Origin of the sequence: Streptomyces sp. NPDC088794, from assembly GCF_044750545.1 — a bacterium.
Lineage (GTDB): Bacteria > Actinomycetota > Actinomycetes > Streptomycetales > Streptomycetaceae > Streptomyces.
This window is the reverse complement of the sequence record NZ_JBIVKB010000017.1, coordinates 136,836-149,280: the sequence shown is the minus strand read 5'-3', so window position 1 is coordinate 149,280 and position 12,445 is coordinate 136,836. Positions and strand designations below refer to the sequence as shown.

The following is a 12,445-nucleotide window of genomic DNA, read 5'->3' as shown; positions in this document are numbered from 1 at the left end:
CCAGCCACAGCGGTCCCGCAGCCATCTGAACAACCCCCGCCCCCACGGCGATCAGTGTCTTTTTCCGCACTCACCGTGAGGTTTCCGCATGCCCAGCGAGTTCTTCATTCCCGACCCCGAGGGTCACATCCCCAGCGCCGAGGGCTACTTCGGCGCGTTCGGCGGCAAGTTCATCCCGGAGGCCCTCGTCGCCGCCGTGGACGAGGTCGCCGTCGAGTACGAAAAGGCCAAGCACGACGAGGAGTTCGCCCGCGAACTGGACGACCTCCTGGTCAACTACACCGGCAGGCCCAGCGCGCTGACCGAGGTATCCCGTTTCGCCGCGGAAGCGGGCGGTGCCCGCGTATTCCTCAAGCGCGAGGACCTCAACCACACCGGCTCGCACAAGATCAACAACGTCCTCGGCCAGGCCCTGCTCACCAAGCGCATGGGCAAGACCAGGGTCATCGCGGAGACCGGCGCCGGCCAGCACGGCGTGGCGACCGCGACGGCCTGCGCGCTGTTCGGCCTCGAATGCACCATCTACATGGGCGAGATCGACACCCAGCGCCAGGCCCTGAACGTGGCCCGCATGCGCATGCTCGGCGCCGAGGTCGTCGCCGTGAAGTCCGGCAGCCGCACGCTGAAGGACGCGATCAACGAGGCCTTCCGCGACTGGGTCGCCAACGTCGACCACACGCACTACCTGTTCGGTACGGTCGCCGGCCCGCACCCCTTCCCGGCCATGGTCCGCGACTTCCACCGCGTGATCGGCGTCGAGACCCGCCGGCAGATCCTGGAGCGCGCCGGACGCCTCCCCGACGCGGCCATCGCCTGTGTCGGCGGCGGCTCCAACGCCATCGGCCTGTTCCACGCCTTCATCCCGGACGCCGGCGTACGCCTCATCGGCTGCGAGCCAGCAGGGCACGGTGTGGAGACCGGCGAGCACGCGGCGACCCTCACCGCGGGCGAGCCCGGCATCCTGCACGGCTCCCGCTCCTACGTCCTCCAGGACGAGGAGGGCCAGATCACCGAGCCGTACTCCATCTCGGCCGGTCTGGACTACCCGGGCATCGGCCCCGAGCACTCCTACCTCAAGGACAGCGGCCGCGGCGAGTACCGCGCGGTCACCGACGACGCGGCGATGCAGGCCCTGCGCCTGCTGTCCCGCACCGAGGGCATCATCCCGGCCATCGAGAGCGCCCACGCGCTGGCCGGCGCCCTGGAGGTCGGCCGCGAGCTGGGCAAGGACGGGCTGATCGTCATCAACCTGTCCGGCCGCGGCGACAAGGACATGGACACGGCCGCACGCTACTTCGGCCTGTACGACACCGACGCCGAGGTCGCGGCCGACGCCGCCGCCACCGCCGAGATCGAGGGGGACGCCAAGTGAGCGGGAACATTCAGCTGCTGTCCGACACCCTCGCCGGTGCCAAGGCCGAAGGCCGCTCCGCGCTCATCGCCTACCTCCCGGCCGGGTTCCCGACCGTGGACGGCGGCATCGAGGCGATCAAGGCCGCCTTCGACGGTGGCGCGGACGTCGTCGAGGTGGGGCTGCCGCACAGCGACCCCGTCCTCGACGGGCCCGTCATCCAGACCGCCGACGACATCGCCCTGCGCGGCGGAGTCAAGATCGCGGACGTCATGCGTACGGTCCGCGAGGCGCACGCGGCGAGCGGGAAGCCCGTACTCGTCATGACGTACTGGAACCCCATCGACCGCTACGGCGTCGAGCGCTTCACCGCCGAGCTCGCCGAGGCCGGCGGGGCGGGCTGCATCCTGCCCGACCTGCCGGTGCAGGAGGCGGGGCTGTGGAGGGAGCACGCCGAGAAGCACGGGCTCGCCACGGTCTTCGTGGTCGCGCCCAGCAGCAAGGACGAACGGCTCGCCCGGATCACCGCGGCGGGCAGCGGCTTCGTCTACGCCGCCTCGCTGATGGGCGTCACCGGTACCCGCGCCTCCGTGGGCGCGCAGGCCCAGGACCTGGTGGCACGCACCCGCGCCACCGGCACCGACCTGCCCGTCTGCGTCGGGCTCGGGGTCTCCGACGCCAAGCAGGCCGCCGAGGTGGCCGGCTTCGCCGACGGTGTGATCGTCGGCTCGGCCTTCGTCAAGCGCATGCTGGACGCGCCGGACGACGCGGCCGGCGTCGAGGCGGTCCGCGCGCTCGCCGGTGAACTGGCCAAGGGCGTACGCGGACAGGCGTAGGCCGAACGGAGGCAGGAAGGCGTGGACACGCGCGCCTGAGAGCTCGTAACAGAACAGCCAGTCACTCGAACGGGTGGAGCTGGGACCGGGGAGGCGCGCTGCGCCTCCCCGGTTCGTTCTGGGGGTGTGAGTGAGAAGAACCGTGACGGAAAGCGCACCGCTCGCGAGCGGCTGGCGGTCGAGCGTGAGAAGCAGAAGGCCGGGGAGCGGCGACGGCGGACGCTGATCGTGGGCGCGAGCGTCGTCTGCGTCCTGGGTCTTGCGGCGGTGATCGGCGTGGTCGCCGCCAACTCGGGCAAGGACGACGGCAGCAAGTCCGCGGGACCGGTCGTGGCACCCTCCGGGGCGCAGGGCAAGGACAGCCTCGCGATCCCGGTCGGCAAGGACGGGGCGAAGACGACCCTCACGGTCTGGGAGGACTTCCGCTGCCCGGCCTGCAAGGCCTTCGAGTCGGCGTACCGCTCGACGCTGCACGAGCTGACGGACTCCGGCCAGCTGCGGGTCGAGTACCACCTGGTCACGATCATCGACGGCAACCTCGGCGGCACCGGCTCGCGCAACGCGGCCAACGCGGCGGCCTGCGCCCAGGACGCCGGAAAGTTCCGCGACTACCACGACACGCTGTACGAGAACCAGCCGACGGAGACCGACGACGCCTACGCCAAGAACAGCAAGCTGATCGAGCTGGCGGGCAAGGTCGACGGACTCGACACGGCGACGTTCCGTACATGTGTCGAGGAGGGTACGCACAACAGCTGGGTCGCGAAGTCCGCGCAGGCCTTCTCCACCGGCGGCTTCAGCGGCACGCCGACGGTCCTGCTGAACGGCAAGAACATCTACGCGGACCAGTCGATGACTCCCGCGAAGCTGAAGCAGCAGGTGCAGGAGGCGAACAAGGGGTGAGCGATCAGGGGTGGACGATTCTCACCACCCTGTTATGGACCCGTTGCCGGGCCGCCCGTCATGCGCCCGGTCCGGCACGGTAGCGTCGACCCTGCCATGGAACTTGCCTACATTCCCAGCCCGTCGCGCTCGGTGGTGCACCTCTTCGGTGTCATTCCGCTGCGCGGCTACGCGTTCTGCATCATCATCGGCGTCTTCGTCGCGGTCTGGCTCGGCAACAAGCGCTGGATCGCCCGCGGCGGCCGGGCCGGCACGGTGGCCGACATCGCGGTCTGGGCCGTGCCGTTCGGCCTGGTCGGCGGTCGCCTCTACCACGTGATCACGGACTACGAGCTGTACTTCAGCGAGGGCCGTGACTGGGTGGACGCCTTCAAGGTGTGGGAGGGCGGCCTCGGTATCTGGGGCGCGATCGCCCTCGGCGCGGTGGGCGCCTGGATCGGCTGCCGGCGCCGGGGCATCCCGCTGCCGGCGTGGGCCGACGCCCTCGCACCCGGCATCGCCCTCGCACAGGCGATCGGCCGCTGGGGCAACTGGTTCAACCAGGAGCTCTACGGCAAGGCGACGGATCTGCCCTGGGCCGTGAAGATCACGTCCTCGACGGACGGGCGGGTGCCCGGCACCTACCAGCCGACCTTCCTCTACGAGTCCCTGTGGTGCGTCGGCGTCGCCTTCCTGGTCATCTGGGCCGACCGGCGCTTCAAGCTCGGCCACGGGCGGGCCTTCGCGCTGTACGTCGCCTCGTACTGTGTGGGCCGGGCCTGGATCGAGTACCTGCGCGTCGACGACGCCCACCACATCCTGGGTCTGCGGCTGAACGACTGGACCGCGATGGTCGTCTTCCTGCTGGCGGTCACGTACTTCGTGATCTCGGCGAAGAAGCGGCCGGGACGCGAGGAGGTCGTGGAGCCGGGCGCCGCGGAGGACGGCGAGGCCGACGGCGACGGGGACGAGAAGAAGCAGACTGACGTCTCCGCCAAGGCGGACGCCGGTGACAAGGAGGCGTCCTCGGAGGCGAAGGAAGCCGCCGAGGACGACACCACCGGTGAGAAGAGCGCGGCCGACGAGGACTCGGCCGACGAAGACGTGAAGGACGAGGCCGAGTCGGCCAAGAAGGGCTGACCGGCCCGCTTTTCCGACTCTCAGCGGCGGCGGGCGAGTGACAGGGTACGGTGCGCCGCTGTCACCACCGCCGCGTCGATGAACCTCCCGTCCGGCAGCGCCTGGGCGCCCTGTTCCCTCGTCGCCGCCTTCACGACCGTCTCCGCTTCCTCGATCTCCCGTTTCGTGGGCAGGTAGGCCCGTTCGATGATCGGGAGTTGACGGGGATGGATGGCGGCCCGGCCCAGGAGACCCAAGGTGCGGCCGTGCGCGCAGGACGCGGCCAGGCCCTCCAGGTCACGGATGTCCGGATGGACCGACTGCGGCGGCGGGGGCAGGGCCGCCGCCCGTGCGGCCACCACGACCCGGGACCGGCACCAGTCCAGCCCCGCGTCCTCGCGTACGCCCAGGTCGGCCCGTAGATCCGCCTCGCCCAGCGCGATACCGCGCAGCGCGGGGTGGGCGGTGGCGATGGCGTGGGCGTGTTCGATGCCGAGGGCCGATTCCAGGAGGGCGTGGAGCGCGGGCGCGTCTCCCTCGACAGGGGCGGCGGGGGCCGTGGCCTCCGCGACGGCGATCACCTGTGTCGCGGACGTCACCTTCGGGAGGCGGAGACCGGAGAGACCGGGGAGGGCGGCCAGTACGGCGAGGTCCTGGACCGCGAGCGGGCCGTCGAGGGCGTTCACGCGGACGTGGACGGGGACGGGCTGGGGTGCGGTGAGGAGTTCGGCGGTGGCCGCGCGGGCGTACTCCTTGCGGTCCGGGGCGACCGCGTCCTCCAGGTCGACCACCACCACATCGGCGCCGGACGCGAGCGCCTTGGCCACTACGTGCGGGCGGTCGCCGGGGGCGTAGAGCCAGGTCAGTGGAATCGGGGGCAGGGGGGTCGTGCTCGTCGCGGTTGCGTTCAGCGGGGTTGTGTTCATACGGCGCCCGCCGCGCGCAGGGTGGCCAGTTCGGCCGGGGTCAGGCCCAGGTCGGTCAGGACCTCGTCGGTGTCCGCGCCGTGCGGGCGGCCCGCCCAGCGGATCGCGCCGGGGGTGGCGGAGAGGCGGAAGAGGACGTTCTGCATGCGCAGGGGGCCCAGTTCGGGGTCCTCGACGGTGGTGATCGTGTCGAGGGCCGCGTACTGCGGGTCCTCCATCACATCCCGTACGTCCTGGATCGGGGCGACCGCGGCCTCAGCCTTCTCGAAGGCCGCGAGCACCTCGTCGCGAGGGCGCTCGGCGATCCAGCCGCCGACGGCCTCGTCGAGCAGGTCGGCGTGGCGGGCCCGTCCCTCGCCCGTCGCGAACCACGGTGCGTCGATCAGCTCCGGGCGTCCCACGAGGCGCAGCACCCGTTCGGCGATCGACTGGGCGGAGGTCGAGACGGCGACCCAACTGCCGTCGGCGGTGCGGTAGGTGCCGCGCGGGGCGTTGTTGACGGACCGGTTGCCGGTACGGGGCTGGACGTGGCCGAGCTGGTCGTACCAGAGGGGCTGGGGGCCGAGCACGGTGAGGATCGGCTCGATGATCGCCATGTCGACGACCTGGCCCTCGCCGGTGCGGTCGCGGGCGGCGAGGGCGGTCATCACGGCGTACGCCGTCGCCAGGCCCGCGATCGAGTCGGCCAGGCCGAACGGCGGGAGGGTCGGGGGCGCGTCCGGTTCGCCGGTGATCGCGGCGAAGCCGCTGAGCGCCTCGGCGAGAGTGCCGAAGCCGGGGCGGTGCGCGTACGGGCCGAACTGCCCGAAGCCGGTGACCCGGGCGAGGACCAACCCGGGGTTGGCGGCGGAGAGTTCGGCCCACCCGAGGTCCCATTTCTCCAGGGTGCCGGGGCGGAAGTTCTCGATGATCACGTCGGCGGTGGCGGCGAGGCGCAGGAGGGTGTCCCGGCCGCCGGGCTTGGACAGGTCCAGGGTGATCGTGCGCTTGTTGCGGCCCAGCAGCTTCCACCACAGGCCGACGCCGTCCTTGGACGGGCCGTGGCCGCGCGAGGGGTCGGGTTTCGTCGGGTGCTCGATCTTGACGACCTCGGCGCCGAAGTCGCCGAGCAGGGTGGCGGCGAGGGGTCCGGCGAAGAGGGTGGCGAGGTCGAGGACGCGCAGGCCGGACAGCGGGGAAGAGGCCGGGCCGAGGGGTGTGGTCGTGGTGGCGGGGGTGGTCCTGGTGGGTTCGGTGTTCATGAGGCGTACTCCGTCTCGATCTCGGAGCGGTACGGCATCGACGCCGACGCGCCGGGCCGTTGCACCGACAACGCGGCTGCCGCCGCTGCCCACTTGAGTGCCTCGCGGATCGGGCGCTCCTCGGCGAGGGCCACCGCGAGGGCGCCCACGAAGGTGTCGCCGGCGCCGGTCGAGTCGATGGCGGTCACTTCGGGCGCGGGGACGGCGAGGGGTTCGGCGCCGCGGGTGACGTAGAGGCAGCCGGCCGGGCCGAGGGTGACGACGGCCGCCGGCACGCTGTCGAGCAGGGCGGTGGCCGCGGCGATCGGGTCGGCGAGGCCGGTGAGGGTGGTCGCCTCGTGCTCGTTGGGGACCAACAGGTCGACGGCGCCGAGGAGTTCGGGTGGGAGCGGTTGGGCGGGGGCGGGGGTGAGGATCGTGCGGACGCCGTGGGCGCGGGCCGCCTGCGCGCCCGCGATCACCGCCGCGAGGGGGATCTCCAACTGGAGGAGCAGGGCGTCGGCGGAGGCGATGAGGGCCTCGTCGCCTGGCGCCAGGTGGTCGACGGTGCCGTTGGCGCCGGGGATGACCACGATCGCGTTGCCGCCGTCGTCGTCCACGACGATGTGGGCGGTGCCGGAGGGGGTGTCGATCGTGCGGAGGAGGTCGGTGTCGACGCCGGAGTGTTCGAGGGCGGCACGGAGTTGGGGGCCGTAGACGTCGTTGCCGACGGCGCCGATCATCGTCACCGTGGCGCCGGCGCGGGCGGCGGCGATCGCCTGGTTGGCGCCCTTGCCGCCGGTGATCGTACGGAACTCCCGTCCCGTCACGGTCTCTCCGCGCTCCGGCGCCCTGTCGACGTACGCGACCAGGTCCATGTTCGTGCTGCCCAGTACGACGATGTGGGTCATGGGCGGGAAGCCTCCCGGTGGGTGAGGTGAGCCAGGGTGTCGAAGCCGGTGCCGTCGAAGTCGCCGACGGAGGTGGCGAGTCGGTTCTTCAGCGGGGCCGTCCAGTGGTCGGGGAGGGCGGTGGGGGTACCGGCGAGGAGTCCGGCGATGCTGCCCGCGGTGGCGCCGTTGGAGTCGGTGTCCCAACCGCCGCCCACCGCGCGGGAGACGGAGCCGGTGAAGTCGCCGTTCGCGTGGGTGAGGGCGGCGGTGATCAGGGCGGTGTTGGGGATGGCGTGGACCCAGTGGTGGGTGGGGGCGTAGGTGGCGTGGAGTTCGTCGACGACGGTGTCGAAGTCCTGGTGTTTCCGGGCGAGTCGGATCGCGTGGTGGATGGCTTCGGCGAGGCGGGAGCGGGGTGGGACCACCGTGAGGCCGGTGCGGAGGCAGGTGTGGATGTCGTGGGTGCCGGTGGTCGCCTGGGCGATGGTGGCCGCGATGAACATCGCCGCGTAGACGCCGTTGGCGGTGTGGGTGAGGGTGGCGTCGCGGTGGGCCTGCTCGGCCGCGGCGGCGGGGGCGGCGGGGTTGGTCCAGCCGTGGACGTCGGCGCGGATCAGGGCGCCGATCCATTCTCGGAAGGGGTTGCGGTGGCGGGCTGTCTGTGGGGGTTCGATGCCGGTGAGGAGGTTGCGGTAGGCGATGCGTTCCGCGGTGAAGGTGCGGCCGGCCGGGAGTTCGTCGAGCCAGAGGGTGGCCAGGTCGGTGGGGGTGAAGTGTCTGCCGTGGCGTTGTAGCAACAGGAGGTTCAGGAGGGGGTAGTTGAGGTCGTCGTCCTCTGGCATGCCGTCGATGTTCTCGGCGAGGGAGGTGGGGGCGGAGCGGCGGTTCCAGGGGTGGGTGGAGAGGAGTTCGGCGGGGACGCCTTTTGCTGTGAAGTAGGTGTTCAGGGGCCAGTTGTTGGTGGATCTGGCCAGTTGGCGGATGGCTTCGAGGGGGAGTTTCTCCACTGGTTTGCCCAGGAGGCAGCCGACTGCTCTGCCCAGCCAGGCTGCTTCCAGGCCGGCCTGGGTGAGGGGTGCTGTGGAGGTGGGTGTCGCTTGCCCGCGCTTGCGGGGTGCCGCTGCGCCCACCCGTGCCGCCCCAGCGGCACGACTGCCCGCAGCTGGGGCGGGAGGGGGGCAGGTGGGGCCGCCAGCTTGGGCTGGGTGGGGCAAGTCTGGGCCGCTGGCTTGGGCTGGATAGGGCCAGTGGGGACAGCTCGCTTTGATTCTTGCTAGGTCTGTTGGTTCGTGCTCGGTCAACTTGCTTGGTAGGTCTGCTAGTTCGTCCAGTAGGTCTTCTGCCAGTTGGCGTAGGTAGCGGGAGGTCGGGTCGGGGGACGCGCCTGCTCTGTGAGGGGCCTCGTGGCCTCCCGCCGTTCGCCAGCGGGTTGCGATGGTTGTGGGTTCTCGGCCGTCCAGGATTGCCTGGTGGAGTTCGTGGCCGATCAGGTCTTCTGGTTGGACCCAGGTCAGTCGGAGCATCTGGGGCCTGCGATCTGCGTGAACGCGGCCTCGTGGGCTCGGCGTCGGTGGACGTCTCCTTCGAAGATCTCGCGCGCTACGGCGGTGAGGGTCGTCGCCGGTTCCCAGAGGTCCAGGCGGCTGGCCTCCGCGATTGTCTTGGACCAGTCCTGTGGGACCGGTGAACCCAACGCGCCGGCCATCGCGCCCGCCATCGTCGCGATCGAGTCGCAGTCCCGGCCGTAGTTCACCGAACCCAGCACCGCGTGGCGGAAGTCGCCGCCGGAGACCACCAACATGCCGAGAGCGATGGGGAGTTCCTCGATCGCCCTGGTGCGGGAGGGGCGCCGGGCGTCCAGGGAGGGGGAGCGGTAGTCGGGGCCCACCGTGTCGTACGGCGCCACCGCCTCCCGTAGGGGAATCAGCGCCGATTCGAAGTCCGAGTAGTGCGTGGCTGCTTCGCAGACCTGCTCGATTGCCGTGCGGGTGCCGTCCTTCGCCACGGTGAGGCAGGCCGCGACCACCGAGTCGGGGGTCGCGCCCGGTACGCAGGCCGCCGCCACCGCCGCGGCGAAGACCGCTGCCGCCTCGCGGCCGTACGAGGACTGGTGGGCCGCCGCGATGTCCAGGGCTTCGGTGTATGCGCCCCTCGGGTTGGCCGCGTTGACCAGGCCCACCGGGGCCATGTACATCGCCGCACCGCAGTTGACGATGTTGCCCACGCCGGCCTCGCGCGGGTCCACGTGGCCGTAGTGGAGGCGGGCCACCAGCCACTTCTCCGCGAGGAAGATGCGGTGGAGGGGGAGGGCCTCCGCCTCCAACTCCGGGATCCAGCGCGGGTTCGTCGTCAGGTCGGGGACCAGGTGGTCGGCGATCGCGTACGCGTCCAGGTGGTCGCGGACCTTCGCGTAGACGCGGATCAGCGCGTGCGTCATCAAGGTGTCGTCGGTGACGTGGCCGTCGCCCTTGTGGTACGGCGCGATCGGGCGGGCCGTGCGCCAGTCGTCGCCGTTCCAGGGGCCGACGATGCCGTGGACGCGGCCGCCGTGGCGTTCGAGGATCTGGTCGGGGGAGTAGCCCTCGACCGGGCCGCCGAGGGCGTCGCCGACCGCCGCGCCCACCAGGGCTCCGGTGATGCGGTCCTCAAGGGTGGTTTCTTGTTGTGTGGGTTGTTTGAGAGGCATGCACCGAATCATGCTCCTGGCGGGGCCGGTTGTGCGGCTTCCAGGAGTCCGGCGAGTTCCACCAGGTCGGTGCCGGTGAGGCGGGGGAGTGCGCAGCCGGAGAGAGTGCGGCAGGCGTCCCGCCAGGTGGCGGGGATGGCGTCGCCGCCGCTCAGTGCGCCGGTGAGGGCGCCGACCAGGGCGGGGGCGGAGTCGGCCACGCGGGAGAGGCAGGCCGCGGCGGGGACCGCCTCGGCGATACGGCCCTGTGCGGCGGTTGCGAGGGCGAGGGCGACCGAGACGGTTTCGGCGGCGGCGATGCCGTAGCTGTAGACGTGGTCGACGATTTGGTGCTCCAGGAGGGGGATCAGGGCGAAGGCGGATTCGGTGGTTGCGGCCAGGTGGAGGGCGTGGCGGGCGTTGCGGCCGATCTCTGTGGATGCGGGGAGTTCGGTGAGGGCCGCGGATACGCAGGTGTCCACGTCGGCTCCCGTCAGGGCGAGGGATACCGCCGCGGCCATCGCCCTTGCTCCGTGTACGCCGTCGCCGTCCTGGGTGTAGCGGGCGTCGAACTCGGCCAGGGCGGCGGCGCGTTCGGGGTCGCCGGGGTGGGCTAGCGCGAGGACGCAGGCTCTTACGCAGGCCGCGTCGTCGAAGTAGTGGGGGTTGTCGTGGCCGGTGGCGGGTGGGCGTAGGCCGGCTGCGAGGTTTCCTAGGCCGGCTCGGACGGAGATGCGGGCGCGGAGGGGGAGTACGGCGGATTCGACTTCCGGGGCGCGGTTTGCTGCGGCGGCTACTTCTGCGGCGAGGGCGTTCCAGGTGAGGTCGATGGCGGCTCTTGTGCGGCGGTCTCTTGAGAGGTCGCCGAGGGCGGTGTCGTCGCCGGCCTTCAGTAGGGCTTCTGCGGCGAAGGCTGCCCATTCCGCGTCGTCCGAGGGGCCGAGTTTGAGGGGCTCGGGGGGTTGGTTCAGCGCGATGGGGACGGGGAGGGTTGTGGTTGCGTTCTGTTCGGCGAAGGTGTCGAGTTCGCGGGTCAGGCGGCGGGTCCATTGGGGCATGCGGGTTGCTCGGTGTCTTGCTGCGGGCCATCCTGCGGCGTCGCCTGCGGCCAGGCCGAGGAGGAGGCCGAGGGTTGTCGCTTTGCGGGCCTCGGCTTCGCCTTCGGCCCGGTTGTTCCCACCCGCACCACCCGTACAACTTTCCTTGTCGGGTGCCGGTGGCCCTTGTGGGGCGATCCCACCATCGGCGACCTCCGGTCCGATCGGCTCCGCCGCGGACGTCGGTTCGCTGGTGGTGGGCGTGATCGTGGATGTCGGCTCGCTGGCGGTCGGTGTGCTCCTGGGCGTCGGCTCAATGGTGGTCGGCGTGCTCCTGGGCGTCGGCTCGTCAATAGGCGTCATGGTCGTAGGGGCGCTCGTGCCCATTCCCTCGGACCACGGTCCCGGTGGTCTCATCGCGTCGCCCCCGATCCGTCGGCCGTCGGCTCGGTGGCCTCGTATTCCCTGGGCATCGCCCGGGTCAGCAGGTCCGCCACCTCCAGGACGTGGTGGCCGGACATCGCCGGTAGGCAGCTTCCGCGGGCTGGGCCGATTCGTGTTGCCCACTCCTCCGGGATCGACGACACCCCCCGCGTCGCTCCCGCCAGCGCGCCCGCCACCGCCGCTGTCGTGTCCGCGTCGCGGCCCATGTTGACCGCCGTGAGGACCGCTTCCGCGAAGTCGCCGTCCGCCGCCGCGTACGCGCCGAAGGCCAGGGCGACCGCCTCGGGGGCCAGGTCGGTCCAGGGGTAGCCGCCGATGACGACCGCGGAGCGGACGGCGCGTTCGCCTCGGTGGGCCACTGCCACCGCTCGGCGCAGGGAGCGGGCCGTCCAGGAGTCGTCCGGGATCACCGCCAGGGCCGAGGCCACCACCGCGATCGTGGGGGCGCCCGCCATCGCCGCCGCGACGCCTGCCGCTACCGCCTGGCCGCCGTAGATGCCCTCGCCGTCGTGGCTCACCGAGCCGTCGATCGCTACCAGGCGGGCTGCTTCCGCCGGGCGGCCCGCCGCGAAGACGCCGAAGGGGGCCGCGCGCATCGCCAGGCCGTCGCTCCAGGCATGGCGGTGTTGCGCGGAGATGGGGGCCGCCAGGCCTCGGCGGAGGTTCTCCAGGGTGCCGCGTTCGCTGAAACCCGCGCCCCTGAACGGGCCCTCGTCCCGGTCCGCGATCCACTCGTGCCAGGCCGCCTCCACGTGGGAGGGGGAGAGGGCCGAGCCGTGGCGGGCCAGCAGTAGGCCCGAGAAGATCGCATACTCCGTGTCGTCCGTGCCCGCCGGTTCCTCGGCCACGTAGCCCGTGATGCGGCCCCAGCGGGCCCGGATCTCGGAGGGCTTCATGTTCTCGGCGGGGGCCCCGAGGGCGTCACCGACGGCCAGGCCGAGCAGGGCGCCGCGGGCCCGCTCGCGGAGTTCGGGGGCGTTCCCGGGGGCCGGGGCCGAGGGGATGCAGGCGATCGATGTCATGGACGGCCTCTCCGGGCGGGGGTCCGCACAGGGCGCGGCACCTTTGCGGA

At 71.7% G+C, this 12,445-nt stretch carries 11 protein-coding genes; 4 read left to right on the top strand and 7 right to left on the bottom strand.

Annotated elements, in window-relative coordinates; genetic code table 11:
- Positions 1-88: 88 nt before the first annotated feature.
- The 4 genes from trpB to lgt all read left to right on the top strand — a co-directional run bounded on the left by trpB (position 89) and on the right by lgt (position 4,209).
- A complete protein-coding gene (trpB, locus tag ACIP6U_RS38295; RefSeq protein WP_401727323.1) occupies positions 89-1,372 on the top strand; it encodes a tryptophan synthase subunit beta in 1,284 nt (427 codons plus the stop codon).
- The gene (gene trpA / locus ACIP6U_RS38290) at positions 1,369-2,187 is read left to right on the top strand and encodes a tryptophan synthase subunit alpha (RefSeq protein WP_401727322.1); all 819 of its coding nucleotides are present in this window, start codon (positions 1,369-1,371) and stop codon (positions 2,185-2,187) included. The genes trpB and trpA overlap by 4 nt, the downstream gene beginning before the upstream one ends.
- Positions 2,188-2,313: 126 nt before the next feature.
- Positions 2,314-3,090, top strand: a complete 777-nt coding sequence (locus ACIP6U_RS38285; RefSeq protein WP_401727321.1) for a DsbA family protein — start codon at positions 2,314-2,316, stop codon at positions 3,088-3,090.
- Positions 3,091-3,186: 96 nt separating this feature from the next.
- Entirely contained in the window at positions 3,187-4,209 is a 1,023-nt protein-coding gene (gene lgt, locus ACIP6U_RS38280; RefSeq protein WP_401727320.1) for a prolipoprotein diacylglyceryl transferase, read from the top strand.
- 20 nt (positions 4,210-4,229) lie between these two features.
- On the opposite strand, the gene ACIP6U_RS38275 is transcribed toward lgt, so the two are convergent.
- From ACIP6U_RS38275 to ACIP6U_RS38245, 7 genes are read right to left on the bottom strand one after another with little or no spacing between them, the layout of a single operon-like run.
- On the bottom strand, positions 4,230-5,114 hold the full coding sequence (locus ACIP6U_RS38275) for an HpcH/HpaI aldolase/citrate lyase family protein (protein ID WP_401727319.1): 885 nt from the start codon (positions 5,112-5,114) through the stop codon (positions 4,230-4,232).
- Complete coding sequence (locus ACIP6U_RS38270; protein WP_401727317.1) at positions 5,111-6,355, bottom strand: CaiB/BaiF CoA transferase family protein; 1,245 nt, start codon at positions 6,353-6,355, stop codon at positions 5,111-5,113. Before ACIP6U_RS38270 ends, ACIP6U_RS38275 begins: the two co-directional genes overlap by 4 nt.
- A complete protein-coding gene (gene rbsK / locus ACIP6U_RS38265; RefSeq protein WP_401727316.1) occupies positions 6,352-7,245 on the bottom strand; it encodes a ribokinase in 894 nt (297 codons plus the stop codon). Before rbsK ends, ACIP6U_RS38270 begins: the two co-directional genes overlap by 4 nt.
- The gene (locus ACIP6U_RS38260) at positions 7,242-8,750 is read right to left on the bottom strand and encodes an ADP-ribosylglycohydrolase family protein (protein ID WP_401727315.1); all 1,509 of its coding nucleotides are present in this window, start codon (positions 8,748-8,750) and stop codon (positions 7,242-7,244) included. Before ACIP6U_RS38260 ends, rbsK begins: the two co-directional genes overlap by 4 nt.
- Entirely contained in the window at positions 8,738-9,913 is a 1,176-nt protein-coding gene (locus ACIP6U_RS38255; RefSeq protein ID WP_401727314.1) for an ADP-ribosylglycohydrolase family protein, read from the bottom strand. Before ACIP6U_RS38255 ends, ACIP6U_RS38260 begins: the two co-directional genes overlap by 13 nt.
- 8 nt (positions 9,914-9,921) lie before the next feature.
- Positions 9,922-11,292 carry an ADP-ribosylglycohydrolase family protein gene (locus ACIP6U_RS38250; RefSeq protein WP_401727313.1) on the bottom strand — a complete coding sequence of 457 codons (1,371 nt, stop codon included), beginning with the start codon at positions 11,290-11,292 and terminating at the stop codon, positions 9,922-9,924.
- 50 nt (positions 11,293-11,342) lie between these two features.
- Positions 11,343-12,395 (bottom strand): ADP-ribosylglycohydrolase family protein, encoded by a 1,053-nt coding sequence (locus tag ACIP6U_RS38245; RefSeq protein WP_401727312.1) that lies wholly within the window; start codon positions 12,393-12,395, stop codon positions 11,343-11,345.
- Positions 12,396-12,445: the final 50 nt, after the last annotated feature.